The sequence below is a fragment of the Nostoc sp. genome (assembly GCF_041747015.1).
Taxonomy (GTDB): Bacteria; Cyanobacteriota; Cyanobacteriia; order Cyanobacteriales; family Nostocaceae; genus Nostoc.
In genome coordinates, this window is record NZ_JBGTFY010000031.1 from 1 (window position 1) to 24,699 (window position 24,699).

Here is a 24,699-nt window from a genome sequence, read left to right on the forward strand (position 1 = left end):
TCCGATCGAACGCTGCTGGGGCATCCTGGAGCGACACTGGAACGGGACGCTGCTGGACAACGTGACAACGGTGCTGAACTGGGCCGGGACGATGACCTGGAAGGGACTGCGGCCCGTGGTCCACCTCTGCGAAGCGACGTATGAAAAAGGTGTTCGCGTGGGCAAGAAGGCGTTCCAGGCCATCGCCCAACGACTCCAACGCGACGAAGCACTTCCCAAATACTTCGTTCGCATCTCCCCCGCCATCTCTAGCAGGTAAACTTTTTGCCGGGAGTTGCCTTATCTGAACGAACGTCACACTCGGCCCGTGAACGCGTACGCTGAGGGCCTATGAAGGCGGCTAGGTCGGGGGCTGTGTCTCGAAACCCCGCCTCGACAGGGGCCGCCGCGCGAGTTCTCGGTCCTTGGACCAACGTTGGTGGACAGTGCCGACTAGCACGAGCGAGCGACAACAACCATGAAGAAAGCGACAACAACCATGAAGCAGACGAAGAGCGGCTCGAAGGAAGGAAAAGGAGGAGAGTCGCCCTCTCAACTGATCGATGCGAGAATCAAGGAGCTCCAGTGTTGGCGGGGCGAGACGCTCGCTCGGGTCCGAATGCTCATCAAGCAGGCCGACCCCGAAGTGGTCGAGGAGTGGAAGTGGAGAGGGGTTCCGGTGTGGTCGCACGCCGGAATGATCTGCACCGGTGAGACGTACAAGAATGTCGTGAAGATGACCTTCGCCAAGGGCGCCTCGCTTGCGGACCCTGCAGGCCTCTTCAACTCCAGCCTTCGCAGGCAACACCAGGCGTGCCATCGATTTCCATGAGGGGTCAAGATTGATGAAAAGGCGTTGCAGGCGCTCATTCGCGCCGCCGTGGCACTGAACACATCGGTGCGAGCTGCCGCTCGCCCCGTCCGCACGGTTGCCACGGGCAACGTATTCGAGCTGGACTCTCCATTCGCTTGCACCCTCCTTGCTACTCATCAAGACGTGTGTGCCACAGCCTTGATCACGTTTACCGCTCGGCACTGTTTCTCCGAGGACTGCGAAACAGTGGCACGTCGATTGTCACGAAGCAGGGCAACAGAGGTGCGGTGACACTATCCCGCTTTCCGCTTCTCGATTGCGGATTCGCGGGTGGCGTGGGTCCAGTGTGGGCCGCGGAGGACGGAGGGAGTGGGGAGGGCGTGCGGGCCGGTGGGGCCTTGGGGGGTGCCGGACCAGCGGTGGGCGGCGATTTGGTCGAGGATGCGGTGGGCGACCAGCAGGGCGTCGCGGGCTTGGCGGCCGGGCACTCGCGGTTCGCCGCCGCTGCGGATGCTGATCACGAAATCGTGCTGCTCGTCGAGGATCGCGTTGCGTTTCTCGACCTGAATCTCTTCCAGCACCAGCAATTCGCGGAACAAGTTTTCCTTGACGTGCATTTGTTCGGCGGGCGAGAGCCGATGCACGTCCAATTCGCGGGCGAGCACATCGGCGTTGGGCCGCACGATCTTGGCGGCGCCGGTGGCGAAGTCGACTCCGGCGTAGGCACGCTCGGCGTAGATCTGCATCTTGCGGTGCGAATCGAAGCTGGTCCGCGAGGCGTTTAGGTTCGCTACGCAGCCGTTGGCGAAGACCAGCCGCGCGTGAGCCATGTCTTCATGCGGGCCGAAGACGGCGATGCCCAGTGCCTGGACGTCGATCACTTCGCTGCGGACTAGCGACAGAACCACGTCCAGGTCGTGAATCATCAGGTCGAGCACCACGCCGATGTCGGTCGAGCGGAACGTGTAGCCACTGGTGCGCGTGGCTTCGATGAATTTCGGATTCGATACGTGCGGTTCGACAGCGGCCAGAGCCGGGTTGAATCGCTCGACGTGACCGACTTGCAGCACCAGTCGGCGTGCCGCGGCGGCGGCGACCAGTTCGTCGGCCTCGGGCACGGTCAGCGTGATTGGCTTTTCGATCAGCACGTGCACGCCGGCTTTCAACAATTCCAGGCCGACGGCGTGATGAGATTTGGTGGGCGTGGCGACGATCGCGGCGTCGATCTTGCCGATCAGTTCGTGGTGCGAGGCGAAGGCGGCGGTGTGGAATTCGGCGGCCACGCGCTGGCGAGCTTCTTCGACTGAGTCGGCCACGCCGACCAATTCCACTTCGTCGACCGACTGAATCAGCCGCGTGTGGATGCGGCCTAGATGGCCGGCGCCGACAACCGCAACTCGCAAGCGTTTCACGCGGCCCTCCGGTGTTCGCGCCCGCGGCCGTGGCGGCCTTCTTGTTGGATTTCGACGAAGCTGAGCAAATGATTCACGGCCGGCACAAGCTGCTGGTTGGCTCGCAGAATCTCGCGCGCGTTGTCTAGCCCGACCTTGGACCGATACAGCAGCCGGTGAGCTTCCGACAGCGCGGCGATCACTTCGGGCGGGAAGTCGTTGCGTTTTAGGGCCACAATGTTGATGCACCGCGGCCGGGCCGGCATGCCTTCGACCAGCATGTACGGCGGCACGTCGTGCAGCACGCGGCTGACGCCGCTGATGAAGCTGTAACTGCCGATGGTCGTGTAATGATGCACGCACACGCCACCCGACAGCGTCGCGTTGTCGTTCACGTGCACGTGCCCGCCCAGCAGCGTGCCGTTGGCCATCACCACGCGGTCGCCCACACGGCAATCGTGGGCCACGTGAGAACAGGCCATCAGATAACAATGATCGCCCACCGACGTGATGCCGTCTTCCTTGGTCGTGGCCCGGTTGATCGTGACCGCCTCGCGGATCACGTTGTGGTCGCCGATAATCACCTGTGCGTCTTCACCGCGGTAGCTCAAGTCCTGCGGGTCGCCGCCGATCACGACGCCGGGAAAGATGCGATTGTGCTCGCCGATCGTGACGCTGCCCATGACCGTGACGTTATTCTCCAGCCGCGTGCCGCGGCCGATTTTCACGTGCGGGCCGATCACACAGAAGGGACCGATTTCCACGTCCTCGGCGATTTCCGCGCGAGAGTCAATGACCGCGTGCTGTGCGACGATGGTGGACATGGAGGGTTCAGGGTTTGGAGTTCAGGGTTCAGAGAAGTCAGAAGTCAGAGGTCGTTTGGTTGTTGGTGGCTGTCGAGTAGCAAATGACCAATGACCAATGACCAATGACCAATGACCAATGACCAATGACCAATGACCAATGACCAATGACCAATGACATTGCTATTTTGAAAGTAGAAGGATTAACTGTCTATCAAGGCAGCTATCTAGCTGTTAGAGATGTTTCCTTTGAATTGTTGTCAGGAACAGATACAGCTATCGTAGGCCCCAATGGTGCTGGTAAAAGTACCCTGGTAAAAGCAGTTTTAGATTTGATACCTCGAAGTGCTGGTACGATTGAAATATTGGGTCGCCCAATTGCAAGGCTGGGGCGTTCACGTCACTTGTTGAGCTATATGCCGCAAAACTTCATCTTTGACCGCAGCTTTCCCATTTCTGTCAGCGAATTGGTGGGACTGGGATGGGCTAATGAAGGGAAAAGGGAGGATTCATTTGTCTCCAAGCTGTGGAGACAAGACCGGAAAAAATCGGCAGCAGTAACAGAAGCTTTACGGCGAACTAATGCTGAACATTTACAGCATCAAGCTATTGGTACTCTTAGTGGTGGTCAACTCAAGCGGGTTTTATTGGCTTATTGTTTGGTAATGCCTCGGAAACTCTTGGTATTAGATGAAGCCTTCGCTGGCGTTGATGTGCAAGGTACAGCAGATTTTTATGCTTTACTAAATGAATTAAAGCGGGAGGAGGGTTGGACGGTATTGCAAGTTTCTCATGATATTGATATGGTAAATCGCCATTGCGATCGCGTGCTTTGCCTTAATCAAAGTATTGTTTGTACTGGTAAGCCGGAAATTGCTCTTTCACCGCAAAACTTGTTAGCAACTTATGGCCCAGGTTTCAGTCGCTACCAGCACCAACATTAATGCCCATAAATATGAGTTTCTTCAATGATTGTCAGATAGTAAGGCTTGCGATCGCCAATGGTCATGACTTGGTAGAATTGTTACAATTCCCTTTTATGCAGCGGGCGATCGCGGGTGCTGCCTTGATGGGAATACTTGGCGGGATGTTGGGCAGTTTTGTTACCTTGCGCCAGTTGTCTTTTTTTAGCCACGCGGTTGGTCATGCAGCATTAGTAGGTGTGGCGTTAGGTGTGCTGCTACAAATAAATCCTACTTGGATGCTGTTACCTTTTACCTTAGTTTTTGGTGTTATAGTCCTCTACTTTATCGACAAAACCGACTTAGGTAGCGATAGCGTACTTAGCATAGTGCTATCTGGGGCATTAGCGATCGGTCTAATTCTCACAAGCCTGATTAAAGGATATCGTGGCAACTTGATGTCTGTGCTGTTCGGCGATATTCTGGCGATCGACACCACAGATTTGATTTTGACGCTCCTAGTACTTGTTGGGGGTAGCATATTCTTACTATCAACTCTGCGACAGCAAATTTTGTTGACCCTTAATCCCGATGTAGCGCAAGTTCAGGGGATTCCCGTCCAATTGTACCGCTACGCATTTGTGGTCTTGCTTTCGCTCGCCGTTGCTGTAGCGATTAAAGCTGTCGGCGTTTTACTGGTGAACGCCTTTTTGGTCATTCCCGCCTCCACAGCCAAACTGATGAGTCACCACTTTAGCCGCTTTCTAGTAATTTCGGTGATAGTTGGTTCCATTAGCAGCATTGTTGGCATCATTGTATCAGGTATTTTCAATCTTGCTTCTGGCCCAAGTATTGTTCTTGTCCAGTTTCTACTATTTGTAGCCGTTTTCATCTGGTTCAAGTTGAGATTGAAAGGCGCATAAATCTTTTTCTCTAAGGACTTGCTATATTCTTTTATCTTTGCTACATTTATTAATCGTGGCTCAAATAAAACCCCGTGCCGGGATAGCTCAGTTGGTAGAGCAGAGGACTGAAAATCCTCGTGTCACCGGTTCAAGTCCGGTTCCTGGCATTTCAAAACAACGCAACACCAAGGATTTTTGACTACAACTCATAAATTCTGCTTAGGCAAAGTTTAGTCAAAAAATTTTACCCCTTTTGATGCCCCAAAATTCGGGGAACCTGGGGGCGTTCGCCTTTGTTCGCCATTAATTCAAAAGCTCTTTGGTGGTGCTTGTGGCTAATCCAGTGGTGGTAAAGTTCCGAGTGAACCTTGGCAGAATGTCCCATTTGTTGGGCAGCAAGGGAAATATCTAGACCGAATTCTAATGCTCGAATGGCCCAGCAATGGCGCAAGTTGTAGGGGGCGAAGGGGATGGAGTGACGCTTAAACCAAACCGTGACAACGTGACCCAAAGCGTGATTGGCTTGGTTTAGATCAACTTTTGGCAATGACACCTTTTGTAATTGGAATTCTTCAAACCATTCTGGGTAACAAGGCCAGACCCGCCGGGAACCGGTTTTGGAGTTTTCGCCAACGCTGACAACATAATCACCAGATGCGATCGCTCCCAGGTCAAGCCGGAATACTTCATGATTTCTCAATCCATAGGTCGCCAGCATTCCGTAGACCCAGCGCCACGACTCTGATTCAATCTGGTAAAAATGTTTGGCGATGATTAGATCCGTTGGCAAGTCTCTGGGGGTAACTGAGCGTGGGTTGTATTTTCCTTTGTAGGGTTTGAGATTAAGTTCGACGCTGGCGAATTTAGCCAGGGACGAGAGCGCCATACAAGTACGCTTCCGGGTTTTGGTGTCGGGAGTGGTATTAGTCACCACTTTTAAAATATTTTCAAGATTAAGAACCTCTGTTTGGGGTAGTTTTTGAAATACTCGCCAGTAGTCAATTTTCCAGGTAGTCTCACTCTGCTGGTTCCGATCTCTGGTTTCAAAGTAATATTTCTCGAATTTTTGAATCAGATTCTCAATGGTTGCAACTGCGGGGAAAACTCCGGCGGGTGTTTTTAGGTAAGCTTCCCATTTGAAATTTTTACAGGCAATCAAACCACCTAAAAGCCTCGCTTCAGCTTCGGCTCTTTTGTATCCCTCAATGCTTGCGTAGATTCCGAGCGCGATCCGTTGCTGGTAGGGTTTGGTCTTTGGCGAATTTGGCTTGGGTGGCAAAGTTGCCCGAAGATAAAGCCTATTTGATAGTTGCTGAACAACTACGCCAATTTGAGCCAGTTTTAGGCGATCGTTGATTTTGGTAAGTGCATTATCCATTACCCGTGGGGTATGTCTCTGTGGTCAAAAAATTCGGTTAGCACGGCTAGTGAATACCGTTTCTTCTCGGTTGGATAGCCGTAAATAATTTCTTTGATGACATCCGGCTGTTTGTCTAGCCGCGCCAAGCAATCATTGCAGACAACAGCGACAGCCCCATCGCTCGGCACGCCACAGACCAAGCACCCCCAGCCAGTGCCAGGCACGGGAGCTTTCTTTTGCAGCATGATGAGATTTTGCACTGTTTCCCCAGTGCAGCCGCAGCCACAGCACGCCCCCAGGTCTAGCGCTTCTTCGTCATAATCTGGATCATCGCTGTCAGTCGCCCAAACATGAAGGCATTCTTGGCACTCCCAAAAGCCATAGCTTTGCTGATACCGGATGTTAGTAGAATCGCATTGCGGACAATTTGTCGTGAACATCGCAGAGTTAAAAATTGTGTGGTTTTTTTAAGTTTTTTAAACCCCAGAAATTCTGTCTACATCCGCAAAAAGCCGCTCTGGGAGCTATTTTCGCAGTCTACAGCCGAATTTTTAACGCTAAAAAATTGTAGACGGTGTAGACAGACTTTCGAGTGGTTATTGGTGATGTGTTGAGCGATCGCACTTCCACTTAAACCCAGGTAAATTACTGATTAATTGACCTGTAAAGCTTTGCCTACAGCCTGTAGACGGACTGTAGACAAAGTGTAGACATTATTTCGACCACCTCCAGCCCAAGCGATCGCCACTGCCTTCGACTTCCCCCAGCCCCCGGTCAGCCATAGAAGCGAAGAAGATCCGTATTTCGTCTGGCTGCATATTGTCAAACAACCGCGTAGCACGACTGAGATGAGCGGCTTTTAAAATCTCGCCTGGGTGCTGCTGCCCCCAGTCAAGAATGAATTGCTCAAATTCGTTCATGGGTTTGGCTTGCGATCTCTCCTCGTCATTTCCCCCGCCGGAGGTTTCCGCCTGTACCGTCGCTCCGGTTCCCCAGTTGCTCAGGTCAAGCTCACATGGGCAATCATCGACCATAAACCGCTTTTTCCCACCGGACTTTAACCACTGTTCTAGCTGAGGATCTTTTAGTTTAGTCCTGGCGTGGTCGCGTCCGAACTGTCCTAATCTCACTAAACAGAAGCAGCTGTAAAGGGTGTCTTTATCCCCTTGTAAACCGAAGTTTTCAGCAGTGTCGTTCTGGGCTAATGCACAGACAAACTGTTTGTATCGTCGCCCCCGCTTGGCGTGACGTTTGATCCAGGTGGCGGCGTGGTCGCATTCATCTACTAATATTGGAAATTCCTCAGCAATTAGGAATCTCTCACGACCTGAGATCGCGTTATCCCCCCCTTCACCCCTAAGCTGAACTAGGTCTTCCAATATTTCCAAGTCTTTGCCCATCGCTGCGTCAATGGCTTTGAAGTTCCCTTTTCTGCCAATGACATCTTTTTGATCCAGCCATGCCCAATCGTCGGGCTTGGCATCGGAATCATAGACGACGACCCTACCGCCGATTTTTGAAGATAAGTATTGAGTGAAAGTTGATTTACCGTCACCAGTACCGCCAATGAGGGCAACGTGTTTCTGTTTTTTCTGGATGTACTCAACTGGATCGGTGATTAAGTTCTCTGGTTTCCAGTTGGGATCGACCGCGCCAACCGTGACGGCTAACTGTGCCGTGGGTTGAGTGTTTGCCCTTGCCCACGCCTGGAAGTTGAGCCGTGATGCTCGGTCGATATCACCTAGCGATTCCTGGAGTAGTTTGGCCGTTTGGCGATGTCTGCGCCCCACTTCCAAAACGCCGACTGATGCACCCAGTACCCACGGCTTAGAATCCGGCTTCTGAGATGCACCTAAGAGCAATAAACCACAGCTAACGGCGAGACTACCCCAAAACGACCATTTGGCACAGGTGTACATCTGTAAATGCTGGTGTAGTTGGGATGGGTGTAAGTTACTACTCATATTCCTAGCAACACTCCCACAGCAACCAAACCAACACGCAGCAGCAGAATATCTTTAACCTCTGGTACGGATTGCCGCAAATAGAGGACGACAACCCCAGCAATTACGAGAACTCCCAACACTCCCCCGCGCATAAACCCAGGAAAGGGGATGTTTACCCAACAGCTACTTAATAAGGCGGGAATGGATATTGAGGAGGTCAGGGTATAAATTAAATCCGGTAGATTATCTGGCAGCGCGATCGCATTTATCCACCCTTTCTTGAATTCCTCCAGCTTTGATACTTCGGGTGTACTAGGTCCTGGCGAATAGCCCCGATCGCTGGGTATCTCAACTACTATCTTTTGCTCATCTGCCATAGTGCACCTCAATTTTGAAGTGTAAGGGGCGATCAGTCTGCTCCTTACAGAGTGCCACGATCGCAATCACTAGAGCGCCGATGATGCAAATAAGAACGCTTGCTTGATTCATTTTTTCCCCAGTAATTGACTGGCCGCATTCAATACTGTCTGCTGTTGGTCTGAGGTTAGTTTGTCGTTGCCGTTGCACTCAATGACTTCCATCTGTGTGCCAGCACGATAGAGGCAGTTATTTTTTTCAGCTTCGTTATCTGTCGCGTTGGCGCGATTAATGTAACGCTCGACGTAGGATTTGTTGATATCTTCTGGCATAATCTTGGTGAGTTGTTTTATCTAAAACAATGTCCTTGGTTTGGGGCGATCGCAATCCGGTAGATGGGCGATCGCCTTTAAAAATCGGCTTTGATGGCAGAGGTTGAATTGAAATTCGTAACCACCCAAACCTGTAAGGAGTTGCGGATACTGGGCTTGACTTCAATCGCTTGGCGAGTATCTAGGCAAATGGCGCGGCCATGGTTGAGTTTGCAGTGCAGATTCTTGCCGCTTTTTGAGCGAGAGAACAGTTGTCCGACTTCGAGCAGCGCCCAAGTCATTGGAGCTTTACCCGTCACATATTCGGCTTGATGGCTGTCAGACCCCTCCGAGAGTGGGTCAACAGTCAGGTCTTTCCATTCCTTCTTACGTCCTTTACGGTTGCTGTAGTTGGCTAGCAATCGTCCGTTAGTCGCTTTCTCGATGGTTTCTTGTTCGCTCATAGTGGCTTAATAGTGGTCTAGTAATAGCGTGTTGTCTGATGGCTGTAATGTTTGCTCAGTAATCGTTATGTCGGTTTTCCTGTCCAGCGCAGCGGCTGAATATTGCTAAAATCTCCTGCATGAGGTTTTAAATTTGGCGATCGCTCCTAACAAGTGACCGCCTTTTGCTTGCCTCATCCCTCCTCCGTCTCTTCCTCCTCCTCTTCTTCGCTGGTGATCACAATCGTTAGTTTGTTATCACCGGGATTAAAGCTGGCAATAAAAAATTCTTGATCATCATCCAAATCCTCGATCGCTATCTCAGATTCCGGCGGGAATTCGAGCAGCTTCTCCCTTAGTTCGTTTACTGTTATTTTCATGTCGGGTATCTCCTGGTAAGTTTTCAGTTGTCACTTTCCCCTAGCAGGTCTTTGGTGTTTTGCTCAGTGCTGGCAGGCTGCTATCTCTGCCGGGTTTGGGGTAATCTAATAATGTATTTACGAATATACATTATGCTTACTACAATAGTATATTCGTATATACTAGTCAATATCGTATTTATGGATATGCAATAATTAGGGTGTCGAGCATGGAAATAACAAAGAATGGCAAGCAGAGGTCGCCCCAACAAGAGGGGAGTAACCAAATTAGTAACCTTAAAGGTGAACCCGGAAGCCTGGGAGTTATTCCGGCTTTTGGCAGAGGACATGGGGACAACCAGATCGGAACTAGTCGAAAAGATAGCCACCAACCAGATGCCGCTTTCGGAGAATGGACAGATAGTGGAATCCCTGGGAAAATCATTAGCCAGCTAATTGATGAAAATGAAAGGCAGCTGGCTTACCACGAAGAACAGTTTTACTATCACCAACAACAAATTAAGCAGGTACAGGATAGAATTCAAAGCCTAAAGCAGATTCCTGAAACCCTAGAAGACATAGTTCATACAGAATAAAGCCGTTCTACCTATTGGCAGGACGGCTTTGTTTTGTGCGATCGGGCAGCGGTGGAATTAAAATGCGGAATTTCCTGATGGCTCTATCAGGAATTTTCCCGCACAGTGATTGAGTAACGTTACTAACTCAATCTATGGACATTGTACTTCCAGCCTTAATTCTGCAGATGGTTACGATTCTTGTCGTGTTTCTCGGAGTGGCTGGCTTGGTCTGGCTAATCATGCGACTGCTGCCAGAGTCACTGAGGCGCGCTTTGAATTTCAACTTCACCGATCCATCAGCCAATCGGCGGCAACCAGTCAACAATGATTATTCTGCCAAAACCAAAGACCTACAAGCTGATTTACTCGCATTACTCAAAGGCAATAACACCAAAGCTAAGGAGTTACTAAATCAAGAGCGACGGATTAGACCGGGGATGAGTAATACCTGGTATCTAGAGAAAATTGTTGATGACATAAGGACTGGACGCTAATAATTCCCATTCAGTGGATGCGGCGCTTGACCAGTCCAAGGTTGACCGCCGCTTTTTATTGACTATTACGTTGACTTTACCCCTGTGACTCCTAATTCTTAACTCTTGACTGCGATCGCACTTCTTAAAAATGATGCATCCAGGATTCCCCAGCCGAATACCCAATGCCCAATGCCCAATGCAAGACAGAGAAAAATTCAACGACCTAATGAACCAGACCGATATCGAGATGCAAAGGCTAGGCTGGACTATCCCCCAAGCCAGAGAGCATCTGCATAAAACTTGCCAAGTGCGATCGCGCTTGCTCCTGACCGAGGAAGAGTTAGACAATTTTCTCTTGTTCCTGCAACTTACCGAATCACCGACCCATGAGTAGAGAAGAAGAAATTAAAGCAGCGATCGTAGTTACCCCCGATGAGATCGCCTTTGTCAGCCCGGAGATGAACCATGCCTCGGAACAATTAGGAATGCAAATGTTCTTGTTTGTGGATTTCGTGCGAACCCTTGAACCCAGGCTACAGAGATTTGAGGCAATACAGCTAGCGGCTGCGTTCTTGGAGTCCCTGCCATCTATGTGCCAGCAGAATCCTGAAGTGATTATTTGTTTGAAAGACAATGCCCAGCTTTTGATAGAAAGGAGGATTTCAAAAAACTGAGTGCGATCGCGCTTGCTCCTGACCGAGGACGAACTCGATAACTTCCTCTTGTATTTACAACTTACCGATACTCCTGTATCGAAATAGCGATCGACTTTTCAACCACTAAATGACACCGCCAGTACAAGTAAAAAAAAACTCCAGTAATCAACTGGAGAAACAAAAAGAAGGACTTAATTTATGAAAAATTATTTACCAGGAAGGATTAAGGAATCACTTCCTCCTATTCACAAGAATAGCATTAACTGGAGGGTTGGATAATGATTTTATCTACCCTTAGCGTTGTGAGTGGGGTCTTAGAACGCCACTGGAAAGAGTTCAAGTCTAGCGCAATTTCTGATAGAATTATCGACCTTAACTTCCGAACCATTGAAGATCCTAGAGAACTCGATAAAATCTTAAATCGGAATACGAAAAGCCGCTACAAGCATAGTAACCATCTAGTACCCGCTTGGTCTGTATCTGGTATAGATCCGTTAACTGGAGAGAACACACTAGAAGGTATACAAGTAAAACCTGATACAGCCCCAATCGATAAAAAGGGCAAGTATCAAAAATACATAGGCACGACTGGAGCCAGCACAGCACCACTGTTTTTGAATACAGGTATCGAAGACTTCTGGAAACTCATTCGAGAAGATAAAAGCCTGCCCATTCTGATAACCGAAGGTGCAAAAAAAGCCGCTGCGGGACTAACCTTAGAAATTCCAACTATCAGTATTCCTGGAGTGAGTACTTGTAGAAAAAATGGCAGATTACATTATTGGTTAGAAGCATTCGCCGGATTCGGGCGCACTTTTTACCTAGCATTTGATGCTGATGTCATCGAAAAGCGACCAGTCCAATATGCGCTGATATCGTTAGCTCGTGATTTATCAGCCACCGGTTCAAAGGTGATGATTATCGCGCTGCCGCCATCCCCAGACATCAAGGGAATGGATGATTTCATTGCCGCCAAAGGTGGAGATGAATTTAAAAAGTTAATCGATGAAGCATTCACCATAGAAGAGTGGAAAAAAGAGTTAGACGAGAAGCGCAAGGCTCAAGAAAACGAATTTGAAGAGGAAGAAAGGAAATCCAGAATGTCTCGCGCCTATAAAATCATCAGCCAAGGATGGGGTGATTCTATTCGATTAAACACACTCAAAAAATATATTGAGTTCGACAATTCTCGAATGGATTTAGACCTATTAAAACTCTACATAGCACTAGAATTTGACATGGACATCTCAAAAGAAGATGCTCACTCAATAGTTATGTCCATAGCAAAAACTAACGCTTACAACCCAGTAGTCGAATACCTCGACGGATTAGAATCCCGTTTTCCTAGCCCAGACTTATCAATTCTGGACAATCTAGCTTTCAAATACTTTGGTACAACTGACCCTCTGCACAACATTTACCTCAAAAAAACACTCATCGCCGCAGTCTCCAGGGCCAGACGCCCCGGCGAGAAAGCGGAAGATATTTGTGTCCTGGTTGGCGAACAGGGACTCAAAAAAAGCACATTCTGGAAGGAACTGTTTGGCGCGGACTGGTTCACCGATGAGTTGAGCGATAGTAACGAGAAGGATGAACTCATGAAACTCCACCACTTCTGGGGAATTGAATTAGCCGAAATTGAACACATATATAAGAAGAAAGACATTAGCGCCTTCAAGAAATTCTTGAGTAACACCGTTGACCCCTTCAGAATTCCCTACGAGAGAGAAATCAAAGAGCATCCGAGAGCTTGCCTGTTGGTTGCCACCTCGAACGAACAGGAATTACTCAACGACCCCACAGGAAACCGACGATTTTTCATCGTCCCAGTCCTCAAGGAAATTCCCATCGAAGAATTAATCCGCCAGCGAGATTTGATTTGGGCTGCGGCCAACCATCTTTATCAAATGGGACATCAGTGGTGGCTAAGTCATGCAGAATCTACCAAACAGGCGGAAGCGAATAAAGACTATCAATCATCTGACCCGTGGGAAGAAAAAATCTTGTCATTTGTTCGCCAGCGCGATTGGGTAACAACTCATGACATCCTACTTAATGCTTTGGACGTAGAAACAGGACGTCAAGACAAATTAGGGGAAAAAAGAGTAGCATCCATCATGAAAATGAACGGATGGCATCAACAAAGAAAATGGGTCAATGGTCATGCATTACGAGCTTGGGTCAGGAAAGTTTTGAATTCTAATGGATCTAATGGATCATCTGGATCAACCCAGTCACAGCAAGGGGTTGAGTATGATCCATTAGAAATAATTCTAATGGATCATCTGGATCAGTATCCCCAGGTCGAATCAGTTCAACCGATACAAGAGCCTGTCAGTGATCCAGATGATCCATTAGAATTATTTCTAATGGATCATCCAGAACCCAGTCATATCAAGCTTGATCCAGATGATCCATTAGATCCATTAGAATTTGAAACTTTCCCGGAAAAAGAGGTTGCATACAGTGAGATAACCGCGTCCCCTACTGAATCAACAAGCGAGAGCAACGCTATTACTCGTCCCCCAAAATGCAGCTATTACAGTCTTTATGAAACCAAACCTTTTATGTTCAAAGTAGAATCAGACTTTGGAACGGTTCAGTGCAGTGCCGAACCCTATCACCGATTCAAGAATGGGGATAGTAAAATCTGGCTGGAATTCGCTACGCCAGACGGACAGACATTAAATAAGAGCATCAAGGCAACCCCAGATAAAAAGGTGCTGCCAAGACTGGCTAAAGAATGCGGCGTAATTCAACAGTGGGAAGAGAAGATAAGGAAAGATTTCAGTCCCAAGGTCGAGAGCCTAGATTACAAGTTCAAGGTGCGGATTATGGGAGAGGATGACTACGAGTGGATTGAGGGGTGCATGCTCAAAAATGTACCAAATCCTCCCACGACAACCAATTTCATCTTTACTACTCCGAAGAATACGATTATTACTTCTCATATCGGCGAATTTGAGGAGATGTAGTAATCAGGGACCAAAAACCTAACCCGCGTTCAGTAGTGCCGCCGTTGCCACGGCTGGCGCACGTATCGCAATGGCTGGAATAAGCGCAAAGATGGCAATACCCCTCGGTGGTATCGTCAGGATTGCGATCGCACTTTTCAGGTAGAGAGTGCGATCGCGCTGCCAAGTGACGAAACTTAATTTTTGTCGCAACACAAAAAATTTATATAAATCAACACGTAAGGGTAAGCACTTAAAAATTAAGCGCTTTATTCCTGTTTTTCCCTCTACAAGGGTAAATCAAGAATGTTTCTCCTCGATATTTAAGTAGTATCCTGTAGTTCGCCTTCTATCAAGGCTTTCAAAAATATAAAAGTTCTGGTTTTACATAAAACTGGAGCATTTACTTATTTTTTGATTGCTCATATAACGGATTCATGCACTTCAATAAAAAATTCGTTTATGACAACTGAACCAACGCTTATCGAAGTTTTCGGAGCGAACGCCACACAGACAGCAGATACCTTAACTATTAGCAAAATTGACTTGACCTCTACGGGTTTGACTGCTTCGGCTACAAACACCGCCGAATCTTTGTTGATAGCAATCATGTTGAAATTTAAAACAACGCTAACAGATGAGGCTAGGGATCTAAATATTGACCAATCTGTTGCGGTCGTAGATGGTTTCAGCCCATCTATCACTACTCGAAACGACCTTATCTATCTGCGAAATACCATCTCCGTAGAGATAGATCGGTTACTTGCCGGAGCGAACACAATCGACCCTGACCTTTATTAATCATGTTTGCGCTAACACTTGCTCAACTATTTGGTGATGGTGCTAATCAAACTGCTACTGAGTTGGTAATCAGAAAAACCGATTTAGCAGCAGTTGGAATGACCGCTACAGCAAATAATCGCGCCGAACAATTAGTAATAGCTATGCTCTTGAAAGCACTAGAAAATTTTCAAGGCCATTTAACTGACGAAAATGGTAATCCTATCACTGATGAGAATAATTCTCCAATTGAATATGACAACAGCCAATTGTATGAATTATTAGAAATATTCCGATGGCCAGTTTATATCCCAGATGGAGATACAGGAGTTATCCGAAATCAATTTGTAATTCAATCATATACACTTTACAAAATAGATGACTCAGATTAAAGATTTTCCAATAAAAACTACTGCTGAAAATGGCGATTTTTTGACATTGCAAAACCCAACGACAGGGCTAACTTATAGCATTCAAATGTCTGACTTCTTAAAAGGTGTGACTACTGGATCTCCTACTCCCCCTGCTTCCACCAATCTAACTTACGCGACTTCGGGTGACACGAACGGGTTGTTTTACTATTTGGGCACAGAGAAAAAAACTCAAAGTTGGGTTAATCCTATAAACAAAGGTTTAATAGTAAGCGCCTCATCAGTTGCAAGTGGGTCTCTAGAATCTCTAGTCAATAGAGATGAGAGTCAGTTTTATACCAGTAATTCGCCTAATAGTTGGGTAAGTTTCAGTACTGGAAGTGGGAAACTTAAAAGCAATGGCTATTCAATTAGGGTTAGAAATAGTAATCTTTATTACCCTCGTAACTGGAAGCTACGAGGTAGTAACGACAACGGATCTAGTTGGGCTGATTTAGATATTCAAGCTAACAATACTACTCTAGATACTGCGAGTGAATGGTTATTTTTACCTGTAACGCCATCCATTAGTTATTCTTTATTCCAAATACTAAATTACGGGCTTGATTCCGAAGGACATAATTATTTTTGCTTGGGAGAAGTAGAGTTATATGGTGAGTATCAAGCATGAGCGAACATTGCAATGGCGTTTCACCTGCTCAGATAAATTACTCGTTTGATAAAAAGCCCCAAACGAAATTCATCACCAAACAAACACCAATAACTGTAGAAACTTCTGAAGTAGAAAAGATTGATCCTAATCCTGTAGGGCAATGTTGGCGGTTCACTGGACAGGGTGTTAACAATAATGCCTATTACGAAGTGTTCGCATGGGGCGAGAGTCCAAGCTTTAAGTATAACGGCTCTGGACATGAACCCTACATAGACGGGAGAAACGTAGAAGGTGCAGGGTATCACTATAGAAGCGGCACTCAATCCGTTTCCCCTTCAGCTACGGATGCCCCGCGTAGCGGATTTATTAGTAGTGGATCTTGTGCAATTCCACCACTCAAAAAATGCAAGTTGACCGTTAAGTACAACGGCTCAACAATATTTGAGAAAATTGGCAAATGCCCTTTGGACTATGAAGTTATTTGTGGTGACGACTGCCCTAAAGGCAGTCGGAAATGTACTCATCCTAAATACCCAGGATACTGCTGTGTCCCGTGCAAAGAAACAGGCGATCGCCTGAAAAATATTGCTAATAAGGCAGGTCGGTAAATGGCAGAAATTTGCAGAGACATCGACCAAGGGCTAGCCGCACTAAATCGCAAAATTGATGACCAAAATAAAAAAATACGCGAGTTAGAGCGTAATCTAAAAAAGTGCTGTGATCCAGGTGCTTCAAAAACTCCTGATCAAAAAACTTCTTTAAAAGAAATATTAAAAAGGCTTGATGAACTTGAAAAAATCCAAGAAGCATTAAAAACAGGAATAATAGAATCTTTAAATAATTTTGCAGATATCGAAAATACAAATCAAGATTTTATTCAAGCTTTTCAAGGATTGCATGAAATGATAACGCCATTGGTCGGCATTGTTTCAGAGGTTATAGGATTTCTAGGAGATGACGAGTAATGCCTAATTGGAACGGAACACCTATTCCAGAAGCGCCACGGATAAAAATACCTAATTCTATTCCTCAAAATTTTAATTGGAATAGTTACCTGGCAGATCCAAGGGGAACTTTTAATAAGTCCAGGGGGGCAAGAGAAGCTTTGCGAAAGAGTTGGAAAGGATATGTTACCACCTTTTCTAATGGTAAGAAAATCATTCTTTCCTCTCCTAGCAAAAAGTTTATTAGTGATGCTATGAAGCAAGTTAAAAGTTTAAGAGCAGCTAGAAAAGCGTCCGAGGCAACAAAAGAAGTAGTTGACAAAGTAATTGAAAATGGTAAAGGAAATGACAAACTATCAAAAGCTACCAGTGTGGGTAAAACAATTGCTGGTGCTGGAAATTTCCTCACAAAATATGCTCCCCTAATAGGACTAATTGCGACAATCGGTGTAGTTCAAATTGTCAATGAAATTCAAGGTTGGCGTGCTGATATGGCAGAAAGAGGGCAGGAATCTCTTTCTGCAAGTATTTCTAAAGTCTTGGGAATATTAAATGTATATAAAGGACGAATTGAGAATAATAAAAAAGCTATCGCCGAAAGTAAATTAGCAGATCAGCGCACAAGAGATAGAGTTTATGCTATTGAAAAAGAACGAAATACTGTTGAAAGTAAAATAACTGAAGCGAAAAAACAGGCGAATGATGCTTTATACGAAACTCGCCAAAACAAAACATCTTTAGAAAGTAAAATATCTGATGTTAAAAAACAGAGTAATGATGCTTTGTACGAAACTAGACAAGGCAAAATAACTATTGAGGGCAAGGTAGCAGAAGCAAAAAAACAGAGCAACGATGCACTATATGAGACTCGTCAAAATAAATTTAGTTTAGATGGAAAAATTCAACAAATAAATTCTGAAATAGCACGTATTAGCAGTAAAGCTAGTGATGGACTTCAGAACTCTGTTAACGCCACAATCTTAAAACTACAAACAGAGTTAGCAACAGTTAGAGCGAATCTTGCAGGAATAAAACCCGCTACGCCAGTAGATATTGCAGCTATTAACACTAATGCAATTGCAGCCGCAAGGGCAATTGTTACACCATTGCAATCTCAAATTGGAGGAGTGCAAGCATCGGTAGGAGTGCTTACGGGGCAAGTAAACGCTGCTACAACCTTGGCGGGGGTAGCCATCAACGGAGCAAGTAATCTTGCTCAAGGCGTAGCAAGCGCTAATGCTACGGCAAATCAAGCATTAAACGAATCTAGAACTAGAGAAGTTCCCAATCTCGCACCATTACAACAACAATTGGATGACAAATTCAATAGATTTATCACCGACAATAACAAAGCTTTAGGGATTAAAGATTTGCAATTATCAGATTTATCAAAAGAATTTGATAGAAAAAATGCGGAGTTCGTACGGTTAAGTAATATGACTGCCGATCAACGCTTTGCAGCGTTTCAGCAACAAAATAATAAAGATTTAAAAATTAGAGATTTACAGTTATCAGATTTATCGAAAGAGTTCGACCGTAAGAATGCTGACTTTGTACGATTAAGTACTCTCACTGCCGACCAACGCTTTGAAGAATTTCAGCGAGAAAATAGAGCTAGCTTAGGACTAATTCAAGCTGATTTAAAAACGACTGAAACTGATATCCAAAAAATTGATACAGGATTAAAGGAACAAGAAAAAGTGAATGCAACTGCACTCCCAAAATTAAATCAAATACTTAGTTTCTTACCCCTAATTCCGGGTCGCGCAGCAGCTGCAATCAGGCCCGATATTCCTACTTTGCCACAAATAGAAAACGCCGCCGCCACAGGAACTTGCAGAACCACTCAACCGGGTGGATGTATGGCTAAAGCACTCGACAATAATGCTGCAAACATTAACAATAATGCTAATGCCAATACAGGAAATATTTTAGGTGCCGTGAATGCTGCCGGGCAAGGCGCGGATTTAGCATTATTAGGCATTATTAATAATAAATTAGGCAATCAGTTGCCAGGTGGCATTGGTGGTAAATTATCACGTTTCGCTGATTGGATGCATTTAGATAGAGTGTTGAATATATTAATCTTTGGTGCAACTATCCATAATGGATTGATGCTATCAAGCGACATTGGACAAACCTTTATAGGAATTATAAATAATGTTCTCACAACAATAGGATTAAAAAAAGAAGATGGTAGCGGATTCGATATCGGATCTGTGGTTAGTGGCACAGTTGAGAATTTGGTTAAAGGTGTAGTTGGGGCTGAAAACTATACAAACCTCACAACAGCATGGGCAAAAGCTAACCGCATATATCAGGCAACGACAAATATATTTAATGCTTTACAGGGACTATCTTCAACTATCCTTACTGGATTAGAGATGACAATGGGTAAAGTTGGTAAGGTAGCAAACGCTCTTAGGAAATCTGGAGAGGTGCTAGAGAATGCTTACGGATGGATGAACCCACAGCCTAAACTTAATCGAATTACTCAAGGATTAGAAAGCCTACAGGCTACCGCATCAACGGTACTGGCAGTAACTCAAGTGCCATTAGATGTAATCGCGTCCATAACAGAATTGACTAACGCAAGTACAGAACTAACTAAGGCAATGAAAGAAGATAATAAACCAGAAAACAAAGGCAAAGAAGCACCAGAGCCGGATAAATTAAAAGCCGATGAACTAGCATCTAAAATTAGTAGCACGATATCAAATATATTGCCGGAAGATTTATTTAATGGAGCAGATTAATAATGGCATTACCAGAGGGGCATAATACAGCAGAATTTTTGCAGGATGTTTTCAAAAAGTCAGCCAATAAAGAAGTAGCGCGATTTTTTGGAGATTTAGGTGAGAATTGGGAATTATCGCTTGCTGATGGTAGGAGCCAACTAAGGACAGCTTGCACACATCAAGAGAATGATACTGTAGGCATGACTAATCTTAGACACGCTTTACTGTATGACATTCTTGGGTATAGTAAAAACGGGTTAGTACTGTTTTATGGCAGTAAAGAAAGTCAAGAGCCTCCCGTAATTGGACATCCTAAAATAGTATTTTATTTTTCGCAAGATGCCCAAGCTGTACCTAATGAAGAATCAAAAGCTGATGCAGAATACAGCGTTAGGTTAATGGCTTTAGAAAATACTTCTAGCAATTTACGTACTAAATTATTGGAGATCGCTAATGAAATAAAAATAGAATTTGTGGACGCGAAAAAAGGGATTATTTTAACTAAGGGTAATTTATGTGTTAGTTACAAAGACGCAAAAAATGGTTTTCCCAATGGCTCTAAAATATTAGCAAATACTGAAACCGATGCTATAGATATTTACAAGAGAATGTGTAAAGTAGTTGATGTTGCTTATGATGAGAAATCAATTACTGTACATAATCCAAAAAAATCTAGCACCATCGGATTATCTAGCGGCACTCAGGTAATTATGGGAAAAACACGTACTAAAAAAGCATATAGGCGAGTAGTAAATGTTAGATTTAGGTATGCTTATGCGCTTATTCCAGGTGAACCAAACCCACTATTTTTAGTAGACACAACTTATAGATATAATCCATTAGTAAAAATTTAAACCATTCTAAAAACTGAAGCGAATATATTATATTTCCGGTAAACAAACCATTCTAAAACTGTTGCTATAGTTAAGTTGTAAAAAGATTTGAAAAGATTCAAAATGACTTATAGAGATATCAGCAGAGGCGATCGTCTGGCGGCTGATTACGCAAAATATCAGATATGGCTTAAGAAGGATACAGAAGCGCGACAAGCAGCCTATGCAGCAATTACGACTCCAGCAAACAAAGTAAAAACTGATCGAGTTATTGGAGCGATTATTCCATTTGATACAAGCGGTACAAATCTTGTTTACCTTCCCGCTAGGTTAATCGCCGCTACTCAAGTAGGTAGAGGCGGGGTTCTCGCTACAGCGATGCAAGGAATATTGGCGGAATTCAATTTTACTAGAACTGAACTTGCAGCATTAACCACACCTAACGTTATAGATAATGTTAAGAAGTTTAAATTTGCTAAACTCACAATCATTCAAAGAGTAACAACGGCTACCGTTAAAGAATCATCTCGGATTACAGGGCGCAAATATTTTCGACATGAAAATGATTCTGTCACTGGTAGCTTTGGTAAAAAAATTGCAGCAGATACTTACGATACTGTAGTTGCGGCAATCAAAGGGAAAGCCGATTTCAATGGATTATTTACTGGTAGTGTAAACGCCCTAGCTAGCCGATATCGGTTTGTACCAGAAGGTGTGTAATGTCTATCGCGTTTGATAATAATTTATTGTGGGTTCCTCCAAATATTGGTGATTTGCTTACCGTGTCCGTTGATGGACAAGCCGATGAAACCACAGTTCAAGGTATGCACGTTATCAACAACGCAGCTAGTTTATGGTTATCTGGTGCGATGGATGACTACACTTACTTTGAGTTGCTCGATCATTACAGTATTGATCCAAAGATATTTGTCGGCGAAGTTGAAGAACATGTTCAACTTTTAATGAAATGACTGATTTTAGCGATGTTAGTAAGTGGAATCTAATCATAGATTCTACTAAAAACGCCAATATATTAGGTGAGATGATAATTCAACCGATAGCGGCTTTTGAACCTTCTCATCTATTTTCTTCATCTGTTGTGTGTGTGCAAGTATTTAGCGCCACAGCCAAACCAAATTGGTACAAAGCCGGATACTTGCATCAAGCGGTTATTACCCCATTCTCACTAGGATTAGCGCTAGGGGAATCTAAATTTATTCCTCTTTATACGCCAATAATTATTAAATTTTTATCTTTCCCAAACAATTATAAAATCTCTTTTGAAGTGCAAAGATACTTCAAAGACTGCACTTTTAAAGTATGGGAATTTATTGACAACTAATATTAACAATGTGTTGTCGGGCGAATCTAGCAATAAATTAGATACTTCAGCTATTAAAATGACTACTGCACAATCAACAGCACAGAGCAATTCTCTTAATAGCTCACCCGGAGTTACTCTAACTCTAGAAAGCACTGGCGCAATTTTCGGCATCTTGGTAAGTGCAACTATTCTTGCTACTATTGCTATTCGCGTAATTAGCAAGATCAACAGCATTTCAACCTCGATTAGCCAAATTGAATTGTCTTTAAAGGAGCAAGCTGCTAATGCCGAAAAAATTCGTCATCTAGAAAAAACTTTAGATTTGCATATTCAAGAGTATGTAAACCGAAAAGATGTTATACAGATGGTTTTGGGACAGCTAGATCAGAAAATCAACCACAAGTTCAAACGGTTGCTTTTTTACACTAGGGATGTGCAGAGGTTTCTCCAAAAAGATACTAATTTTAATATTCGGGAATATGAAGAGAATACTCAGGAAGAATAGATGAGCATGATTAGTCGATTTACACTAGAAAATTACTTTCAGTTACACGAGGGAAAAGCAATTGATTTTAGGCTTAGAGTTCAAAAAGACCAAAACAATCAGTATAGCTTTTGCATTCATCCACAAGATGTTAATGGTGAAACTTGGGATTTTAAGGTTATTGGTAATTTTCTAGAATGCATTACATCCACGAGTGAAGCATTGAACAGTCTGTTAGTGGACGGTGACATACTTTCCAACCTTGATAAAAACGTATTGTTTTTGATGATTAAGCAAGTAGCCAGCAAAATTCAGGAACTAGAAACCGTAAACACTTCACAGAGAAACCAGCTATTTGAAAGAGTGGAAGCCCTGGAACAGTTTCACCGTGAGTATGAAACCGCGCAGGAGTATGAACGCGATCGCGGTTAGTCATTGGTTATTCACGAGTGCGTCTTTCCCTTTGTCTTTTAGCCCTGTGGGGATTCACTCTAGTATTTTGGGCATTGAACATAATTCCCCTTTCGTCACATAGCGGCTGAAAGCCTGATTGTATCGTGCCATTCACCTAGTAACTTAGGCAAGGTTTAGGCAAAAAATTGATGTTTAAAATAACGAACATCGCATTGGCGCAACTTTCGGATTCAATTCCTTGGGACTGAAAATCCTCGTGTCACCGGTTCAAGTCCGGTTCCTGGCATCCTTTACAGCCAAATAACCCTCTGACATAAAGCATAAAGCTGGCATAAGACCCTTGAAAAGTAAAGTTTTCAAGGGTTTTGTTCTTTATGAACTACCCCAATCTGGCTCCGCCTGAGATTGGGGTTTTTACATCCCCCAAGTCAATATTAAATACTAGCTGTGAGCGCGATCGCTTAAAACTGTTGCAAGGAAAGATGCAGGAGTATCTATAAAATGGTTTAGGCTGGGGTTCGCTGATCAAGTTGCCTCATCATAATATTCTCACTCAATAGCAGATTTATCCTTCCATTACCTATGTAGAGACTGTAGACTGAGAACCATAAGTAAAATCTTGTGTATTTTGGCAAACTTATGAGCGTAGGCATAGCCCGCACTTCTCTACGAGAGGCTGCGCCTTAAGCGAAGCTATGCCGCAGGCTTTACGGCAAGCTCAGTGACCATCGGAGACATCGCTGTAGAAAAGAAGTGTAAATCTACAAGCGATCGCTGTTATCCAGTTGTAAATTACTTCATCGGTTCTAGTGGTAAACCAAGCATTGCTTAACTACGCCCGAATCCTTGACCCCGCAAAACCTTTGACCAAATAAGTAATTCGCCTTGCTCGCCGCCTGCGGCCAGTAACTTGCCTTGGGGATGCCAAGCTAGGTTAGAAAATCCTGCTGAGACACCTGTGATAATTTGGGACACTTCTTTGGCTTTGTTCCACAAACATAACCAGCCGTCAGTAGCAGCAGAAGCGAGAAAGAAGCTTTTGGGTGCAAAGGCGATCGCATTAATCACACCCACATGATTAGTTAATACTCGTGCTTCCCAACCCAAGGAATCATCTTCTAATTTTTCCCACACTACAATACCTTCAACGCTAGAAGATGCCAGTATTGGCGCACCCAATTTAGTAGTAGCTTCTGACCATGCCAATTGGCGAATTTTACCAGGGAAACCGCGCATAACCCAGGGGTCGGGGTTGTTCCATTCCAAAACGGTGACACTACGATCCATGTTGCCAGAAGCCAAGAATTTGCCATCGGGCGACCAAGCCATAGCTAAACTGACAGTAGTCATATCCAAGATGTATGGATCTTCATCCCAGTCTTGACTATGCCAAATCTTCACTCCTTTGTAACCGCTAATGGCTAAGTACTGTCCATCAATCCGCCAATCTATAGCCAAAACTGACGAGTTGTCGAAATTCAGTGTCACGACAATTTCGTGAGTATCTGCATCCCAGACTTGGACGTAACGCCCCAAACTAAAAGCCAGTTGGTTGCTAGTGTAATTCCAAGCTAGCTTGTCAACCCATGCAGGGGCATTTTCCAAAGTAGCAATTAATTCAGTATCGTGCCAAATTTTGACCTGTCCATCCTGTCCACCAACGGCTAAAAATTTTCCATCTGGGGAAAAGGCCAGACAATCTACTGATTTAGCATTACCAGTTTGCAGGGTTGTGAGTTCGCCATCATTCCATAGAACTACTTCACCGGCGGCGGAAGTTGCTGCTAAAGTTTTACCTTGTGGCGACCAAGCGATCGCAGTTACGTAATCTGAAAGTGTCCCCGAATAGTGTTGTTCAAATTCCTTAGATTTGCTAGTTGTTGAGTTCATATTTTTTACAGAAGTTAGGAGTTAGAAGTTAGGAG

32 protein-coding genes, 1 tRNA gene and 1 pseudogene are annotated in these 24,699 nt (G+C 45.0%); 23 read left to right on the forward strand and 11 right to left on the reverse strand.

The genetic code is table 11. The annotated features are described in order from the left end of the window. Together ACEW80_RS02445 and ACEW80_RS02450 are read left to right on the forward strand one after the other, a co-directional pair. A pseudogene (locus tag ACEW80_RS02445) lies at positions 1 to 259 on the forward strand (ISAzo13 family transposase); the annotation flags it as partial. A 198-nt stretch (positions 260 to 457) separates the two neighbouring features. Beyond that, complete coding sequence (locus ACEW80_RS02450) at positions 458 to 811, forward strand: DUF1801 domain-containing protein (protein WP_373525070.1); 354 nt, start codon at positions 458 to 460, stop codon at positions 809 to 811. 275 nt (positions 812 to 1,086) lie between these two features. On the opposite strand, the gene ACEW80_RS02455 is transcribed toward ACEW80_RS02450, so the two are convergent. Then, complete coding sequence (locus tag ACEW80_RS02455; RefSeq protein ID WP_373525071.1) at positions 1,087 to 2,205, reverse strand: Gfo/Idh/MocA family protein; 1,119 nt, start codon at positions 2,203 to 2,205, stop codon at positions 1,087 to 1,089. Next, complete coding sequence (gene lpxA / locus ACEW80_RS02460) at positions 2,202 to 3,008, reverse strand: acyl-ACP--UDP-N-acetylglucosamine O-acyltransferase (protein ID WP_373525072.1); 807 nt, start codon at positions 3,006 to 3,008, stop codon at positions 2,202 to 2,204. Before lpxA ends, ACEW80_RS02455 begins: the two co-directional genes overlap by 4 nt. A gap of 146 nt (positions 3,009 to 3,154) precedes the next feature. On the opposite strand from lpxA, the gene ACEW80_RS02465 reads away from it, so the two are divergent. From ACEW80_RS02465 to ACEW80_RS02475, 3 genes are all read left to right on the forward strand, one after another. After that, complete coding sequence (locus ACEW80_RS02465) at positions 3,155 to 3,931, forward strand: metal ABC transporter ATP-binding protein (protein WP_373525073.1); 777 nt, start codon at positions 3,155 to 3,157, stop codon at positions 3,929 to 3,931. 11 nt (positions 3,932 to 3,942) lie between these two features. Next, positions 3,943 to 4,812: a metal ABC transporter permease gene (locus ACEW80_RS02470; protein ID WP_373525106.1), complete on the forward strand. Its 870-nt coding sequence runs from the start codon at positions 3,943 to 3,945 to the stop codon at positions 4,810 to 4,812. Between the two features lie 76 nt (positions 4,813 to 4,888). Beyond that, positions 4,889 to 4,961, forward strand: a tRNA-Phe gene (locus ACEW80_RS02475). A gap of 77 nt (positions 4,962 to 5,038) precedes the next feature. Here the strand turns inward: ACEW80_RS02475 and ACEW80_RS02480 are convergent. The 7 genes from ACEW80_RS02480 to ACEW80_RS02510 form a co-directional block, all read right to left on the reverse strand. Further along, positions 5,039 to 6,172 (reverse strand): site-specific integrase, encoded by a 1,134-nt coding sequence (locus tag ACEW80_RS02480; RefSeq protein WP_373525074.1) that lies wholly within the window; start codon positions 6,170 to 6,172, stop codon positions 5,039 to 5,041. Further along, entirely contained in the window at positions 6,172 to 6,594 is a 423-nt protein-coding gene (locus ACEW80_RS02485; RefSeq protein ID WP_373525075.1) for a hypothetical protein, read from the reverse strand. The genes ACEW80_RS02480 and ACEW80_RS02485 overlap by 1 nt, the downstream gene beginning before the upstream one ends. A 273-nt stretch (positions 6,595 to 6,867) precedes the next feature. After that, positions 6,868 to 8,118 carry a hypothetical protein gene (locus ACEW80_RS02490; RefSeq protein WP_373525076.1) on the reverse strand — a complete coding sequence of 417 codons (1,251 nt, stop codon included), beginning with the start codon at positions 8,116 to 8,118 and terminating at the stop codon, positions 6,868 to 6,870. Then, positions 8,115 to 8,477, reverse strand: coding sequence for a hypothetical protein (locus ACEW80_RS02495; protein ID WP_373525077.1), 363 nt, complete (start codon positions 8,475 to 8,477; stop codon positions 8,115 to 8,117). Before ACEW80_RS02495 ends, ACEW80_RS02490 begins: the two co-directional genes overlap by 4 nt. A 108-nt stretch (positions 8,478 to 8,585) precedes the next feature. After that, positions 8,586 to 8,789 (reverse strand): hypothetical protein, encoded by a 204-nt coding sequence (locus ACEW80_RS02500; protein ID WP_373525078.1) that lies wholly within the window; start codon positions 8,787 to 8,789, stop codon positions 8,586 to 8,588. A gap of 77 nt (positions 8,790 to 8,866) precedes the next feature. Next, the gene (locus tag ACEW80_RS02505) at positions 8,867 to 9,232 is read right to left on the reverse strand and encodes a hypothetical protein (protein ID WP_373525079.1); all 366 of its coding nucleotides are present in this window, start codon (positions 9,230 to 9,232) and stop codon (positions 8,867 to 8,869) included. 173 nt (positions 9,233 to 9,405) lie between these two features. After that, positions 9,406 to 9,591, reverse strand: coding sequence for a hypothetical protein (locus ACEW80_RS02510; protein ID WP_373525080.1), 186 nt, complete (start codon positions 9,589 to 9,591; stop codon positions 9,406 to 9,408). Positions 9,592 to 9,800: 209 nt separating this feature from the next. Between ACEW80_RS02510 and ACEW80_RS02515 the strand changes: the two genes are divergently transcribed. From ACEW80_RS02515 to ACEW80_RS02535, 5 genes are all read left to right on the forward strand, one after another. Next, positions 9,801 to 10,166, forward strand: coding sequence for a hypothetical protein (locus tag ACEW80_RS02515; protein WP_373525081.1), 366 nt, complete (start codon positions 9,801 to 9,803; stop codon positions 10,164 to 10,166). A gap of 167 nt (positions 10,167 to 10,333) precedes the next feature. Continuing rightward, positions 10,334 to 10,642: a hypothetical protein gene (locus ACEW80_RS02520; protein ID WP_373525082.1), complete on the forward strand. Its 309-nt coding sequence runs from the start codon at positions 10,334 to 10,336 to the stop codon at positions 10,640 to 10,642. 130 nt (positions 10,643 to 10,772) lie between these two features. Beyond that, the gene (locus ACEW80_RS02525) at positions 10,773 to 11,018 is read left to right on the forward strand and encodes a hypothetical protein (RefSeq protein WP_373525083.1); all 246 of its coding nucleotides are present in this window, start codon (positions 10,773 to 10,775) and stop codon (positions 11,016 to 11,018) included. After that, on the forward strand, positions 11,011 to 11,298 hold the full coding sequence (locus ACEW80_RS02530) for a hypothetical protein (protein ID WP_373525084.1): 288 nt from the start codon (positions 11,011 to 11,013) through the stop codon (positions 11,296 to 11,298). Before ACEW80_RS02525 ends, ACEW80_RS02530 begins: the two co-directional genes overlap by 8 nt. 260 nt (positions 11,299 to 11,558) lie before the next feature. Beyond that, positions 11,559 to 14,255, forward strand: a complete 2,697-nt coding sequence (locus tag ACEW80_RS02535; RefSeq protein WP_373525085.1) for a VapE domain-containing protein — start codon at positions 11,559 to 11,561, stop codon at positions 14,253 to 14,255. Positions 14,256 to 14,273: 18 nt separating this feature from the next. Here the strand turns inward: ACEW80_RS02535 and ACEW80_RS02540 are convergent, their stop codons facing one another. Next, positions 14,274 to 14,450: a hypothetical protein gene (locus ACEW80_RS02540; RefSeq protein WP_373525086.1), complete on the reverse strand. Its 177-nt coding sequence runs from the start codon at positions 14,448 to 14,450 to the stop codon at positions 14,274 to 14,276. Positions 14,451 to 14,696: 246 nt separating this feature from the next. Between ACEW80_RS02540 and ACEW80_RS02545 the strand changes: the two genes are divergently transcribed. The 13 genes from ACEW80_RS02545 to ACEW80_RS02605 all read left to right on the forward strand — a co-directional run bounded on the left by ACEW80_RS02545 (position 14,697) and on the right by ACEW80_RS02605 (position 23,274). Further along, positions 14,697 to 15,035, forward strand: coding sequence for a hypothetical protein (locus ACEW80_RS02545; RefSeq protein ID WP_373525087.1), 339 nt, complete (start codon positions 14,697 to 14,699; stop codon positions 15,033 to 15,035). 2 nt (positions 15,036 to 15,037) lie between these two features. Continuing rightward, the gene (locus ACEW80_RS02550; RefSeq protein WP_373525088.1) at positions 15,038 to 15,406 is read left to right on the forward strand and encodes a hypothetical protein; all 369 of its coding nucleotides are present in this window, start codon (positions 15,038 to 15,040) and stop codon (positions 15,404 to 15,406) included. Further along, positions 15,393 to 16,055, forward strand: coding sequence for a hypothetical protein (locus ACEW80_RS02555; RefSeq protein WP_373525089.1), 663 nt, complete (start codon positions 15,393 to 15,395; stop codon positions 16,053 to 16,055). The genes ACEW80_RS02550 and ACEW80_RS02555 overlap by 14 nt, the downstream gene beginning before the upstream one ends. Beyond that, entirely contained in the window at positions 16,052 to 16,645 is a 594-nt protein-coding gene (locus tag ACEW80_RS02560) for a hypothetical protein (protein ID WP_373525090.1), read from the forward strand. Before ACEW80_RS02555 ends, ACEW80_RS02560 begins: the two co-directional genes overlap by 4 nt. After that, positions 16,646 to 17,002: a hypothetical protein gene (locus ACEW80_RS02565; protein WP_373525091.1), complete on the forward strand. Its 357-nt coding sequence runs from the start codon at positions 16,646 to 16,648 to the stop codon at positions 17,000 to 17,002. 233 nt (positions 17,003 to 17,235) lie between these two features. Beyond that, entirely contained in the window at positions 17,236 to 19,737 is a 2,502-nt protein-coding gene (locus ACEW80_RS02570) for a hypothetical protein (RefSeq protein ID WP_373525092.1), read from the forward strand. Positions 19,738 to 19,739: 2 nt separating this feature from the next. Then, entirely contained in the window at positions 19,740 to 20,573 is an 834-nt protein-coding gene (locus ACEW80_RS02575) for a hypothetical protein (RefSeq protein WP_373525093.1), read from the forward strand. A gap of 102 nt (positions 20,574 to 20,675) precedes the next feature. Next, the gene (locus ACEW80_RS02580) at positions 20,676 to 21,272 is read left to right on the forward strand and encodes a hypothetical protein (RefSeq protein ID WP_373525094.1); all 597 of its coding nucleotides are present in this window, start codon (positions 20,676 to 20,678) and stop codon (positions 21,270 to 21,272) included. Further along, entirely contained in the window at positions 21,272 to 21,523 is a 252-nt protein-coding gene (locus tag ACEW80_RS02585) for a hypothetical protein (protein WP_373525095.1), read from the forward strand. Before ACEW80_RS02580 ends, ACEW80_RS02585 begins: the two co-directional genes overlap by 1 nt. Continuing rightward, entirely contained in the window at positions 21,520 to 21,894 is a 375-nt protein-coding gene (locus ACEW80_RS02590; RefSeq protein WP_373525096.1) for a hypothetical protein, read from the forward strand. The genes ACEW80_RS02585 and ACEW80_RS02590 overlap by 4 nt, the downstream gene beginning before the upstream one ends. A gap of 58 nt (positions 21,895 to 21,952) precedes the next feature. Then, the gene (locus ACEW80_RS02595) at positions 21,953 to 22,381 is read left to right on the forward strand and encodes a hypothetical protein (RefSeq protein ID WP_373525097.1); all 429 of its coding nucleotides are present in this window, start codon (positions 21,953 to 21,955) and stop codon (positions 22,379 to 22,381) included. Positions 22,382 to 22,387: 6 nt separating this feature from the next. Beyond that, positions 22,388 to 22,792, forward strand: coding sequence for a hypothetical protein (locus ACEW80_RS02600; RefSeq protein ID WP_373525098.1), 405 nt, complete (start codon positions 22,388 to 22,390; stop codon positions 22,790 to 22,792). A gap of 356 nt (positions 22,793 to 23,148) precedes the next feature. Continuing rightward, positions 23,149 to 23,274, forward strand: coding sequence for a hypothetical protein (locus tag ACEW80_RS02605; protein WP_373525099.1), 126 nt, complete (start codon positions 23,149 to 23,151; stop codon positions 23,272 to 23,274). A 328-nt stretch (positions 23,275 to 23,602) separates the two neighbouring features. On the opposite strand, the gene ACEW80_RS02610 is transcribed toward ACEW80_RS02605, so the two are convergent. Beyond that, on the reverse strand, positions 23,603 to 24,664 hold the full coding sequence (locus ACEW80_RS02610; protein ID WP_373525100.1) for a WD40 repeat domain-containing protein: 1,062 nt from the start codon (positions 24,662 to 24,664) through the stop codon (positions 23,603 to 23,605). Between the last annotated feature and the right edge of the window lie 35 nt (positions 24,665 to 24,699).

Coding starts and splice junctions, on each gene's coding strand:
- ACEW80_RS02450 (WP_373525070.1), top strand. CDS start 458: ATGAAGAAAGCGACAACAACCATGAAGCAGACGAAGAGCGGCTCGAAG.
- lpxA (WP_373525072.1), bottom strand. CDS start 3,008: ATGTCCACCATCGTCGCACAGCACGCGGTCATTGACTCTCGCGCGGAA.
- ACEW80_RS02465 (WP_373525073.1), top strand. CDS start 3,155: ATGACCAATGACATTGCTATTTTGAAAGTAGAAGGATTAACTGTCTAT.
- ACEW80_RS02470 (WP_373525106.1), top strand. CDS start 3,943: ATGAGTTTCTTCAATGATTGTCAGATAGTAAGGCTTGCGATCGCCAAT.
- ACEW80_RS02480 (WP_373525074.1), bottom strand. CDS start 6,172: ATGGATAATGCACTTACCAAAATCAACGATCGCCTAAAACTGGCTCAA.
- ACEW80_RS02485 (WP_373525075.1), bottom strand. CDS start 6,594: ATGTTCACGACAAATTGTCCGCAATGCGATTCTACTAACATCCGGTAT.
- ACEW80_RS02490 (WP_373525076.1), bottom strand. CDS start 8,118: ATGAGTAGTAACTTACACCCATCCCAACTACACCAGCATTTACAGATG.
- ACEW80_RS02495 (WP_373525077.1), bottom strand. CDS start 8,477: ATGGCAGATGAGCAAAAGATAGTAGTTGAGATACCCAGCGATCGGGGC.
- ACEW80_RS02500 (WP_373525078.1), bottom strand. CDS start 8,789: ATGCCAGAAGATATCAACAAATCCTACGTCGAGCGTTACATTAATCGC.
- ACEW80_RS02505 (WP_373525079.1), bottom strand. CDS start 9,232: ATGAGCGAACAAGAAACCATCGAGAAAGCGACTAACGGACGATTGCTA.
- ACEW80_RS02510 (WP_373525080.1), bottom strand. CDS start 9,591: ATGAAAATAACAGTAAACGAACTAAGGGAGAAGCTGCTCGAATTCCCG.
- ACEW80_RS02515 (WP_373525081.1), top strand. CDS start 9,801: ATGGAAATAACAAAGAATGGCAAGCAGAGGTCGCCCCAACAAGAGGGG.
- ACEW80_RS02520 (WP_373525082.1), top strand. CDS start 10,334: ATGGTTACGATTCTTGTCGTGTTTCTCGGAGTGGCTGGCTTGGTCTGG.
- ACEW80_RS02525 (WP_373525083.1), top strand. CDS start 10,773: ATGATGCATCCAGGATTCCCCAGCCGAATACCCAATGCCCAATGCCCA.
- ACEW80_RS02530 (WP_373525084.1), top strand. CDS start 11,011: ATGAGTAGAGAAGAAGAAATTAAAGCAGCGATCGTAGTTACCCCCGAT.
- ACEW80_RS02535 (WP_373525085.1), top strand. CDS start 11,559: ATGATTTTATCTACCCTTAGCGTTGTGAGTGGGGTCTTAGAACGCCAC.
- ACEW80_RS02545 (WP_373525087.1), top strand. CDS start 14,697: ATGACAACTGAACCAACGCTTATCGAAGTTTTCGGAGCGAACGCCACA.
- ACEW80_RS02550 (WP_373525088.1), top strand. CDS start 15,038: ATGTTTGCGCTAACACTTGCTCAACTATTTGGTGATGGTGCTAATCAA.
- ACEW80_RS02555 (WP_373525089.1), top strand. CDS start 15,393: ATGACTCAGATTAAAGATTTTCCAATAAAAACTACTGCTGAAAATGGC.
- ACEW80_RS02560 (WP_373525090.1), top strand. CDS start 16,052: ATGAGCGAACATTGCAATGGCGTTTCACCTGCTCAGATAAATTACTCG.
- ACEW80_RS02565 (WP_373525091.1), top strand. CDS start 16,646: ATGGCAGAAATTTGCAGAGACATCGACCAAGGGCTAGCCGCACTAAAT.
- ACEW80_RS02570 (WP_373525092.1), top strand. CDS start 17,236: ATGAAGCAAGTTAAAAGTTTAAGAGCAGCTAGAAAAGCGTCCGAGGCA.
- ACEW80_RS02575 (WP_373525093.1), top strand. CDS start 19,740: ATGGCATTACCAGAGGGGCATAATACAGCAGAATTTTTGCAGGATGTT.
- ACEW80_RS02580 (WP_373525094.1), top strand. CDS start 20,676: ATGACTTATAGAGATATCAGCAGAGGCGATCGTCTGGCGGCTGATTAC.
- ACEW80_RS02585 (WP_373525095.1), top strand. CDS start 21,272: ATGTCTATCGCGTTTGATAATAATTTATTGTGGGTTCCTCCAAATATT.
- ACEW80_RS02590 (WP_373525096.1), top strand. CDS start 21,520: ATGACTGATTTTAGCGATGTTAGTAAGTGGAATCTAATCATAGATTCT.
- ACEW80_RS02595 (WP_373525097.1), top strand. CDS start 21,953: ATGACTACTGCACAATCAACAGCACAGAGCAATTCTCTTAATAGCTCA.
- ACEW80_RS02600 (WP_373525098.1), top strand. CDS start 22,388: ATGATTAGTCGATTTACACTAGAAAATTACTTTCAGTTACACGAGGGA.
- ACEW80_RS02605 (WP_373525099.1), top strand. CDS start 23,149: ATGAACTACCCCAATCTGGCTCCGCCTGAGATTGGGGTTTTTACATCC.
- ACEW80_RS02610 (WP_373525100.1), bottom strand. CDS start 24,664: ATGAACTCAACAACTAGCAAATCTAAGGAATTTGAACAACACTATTCG.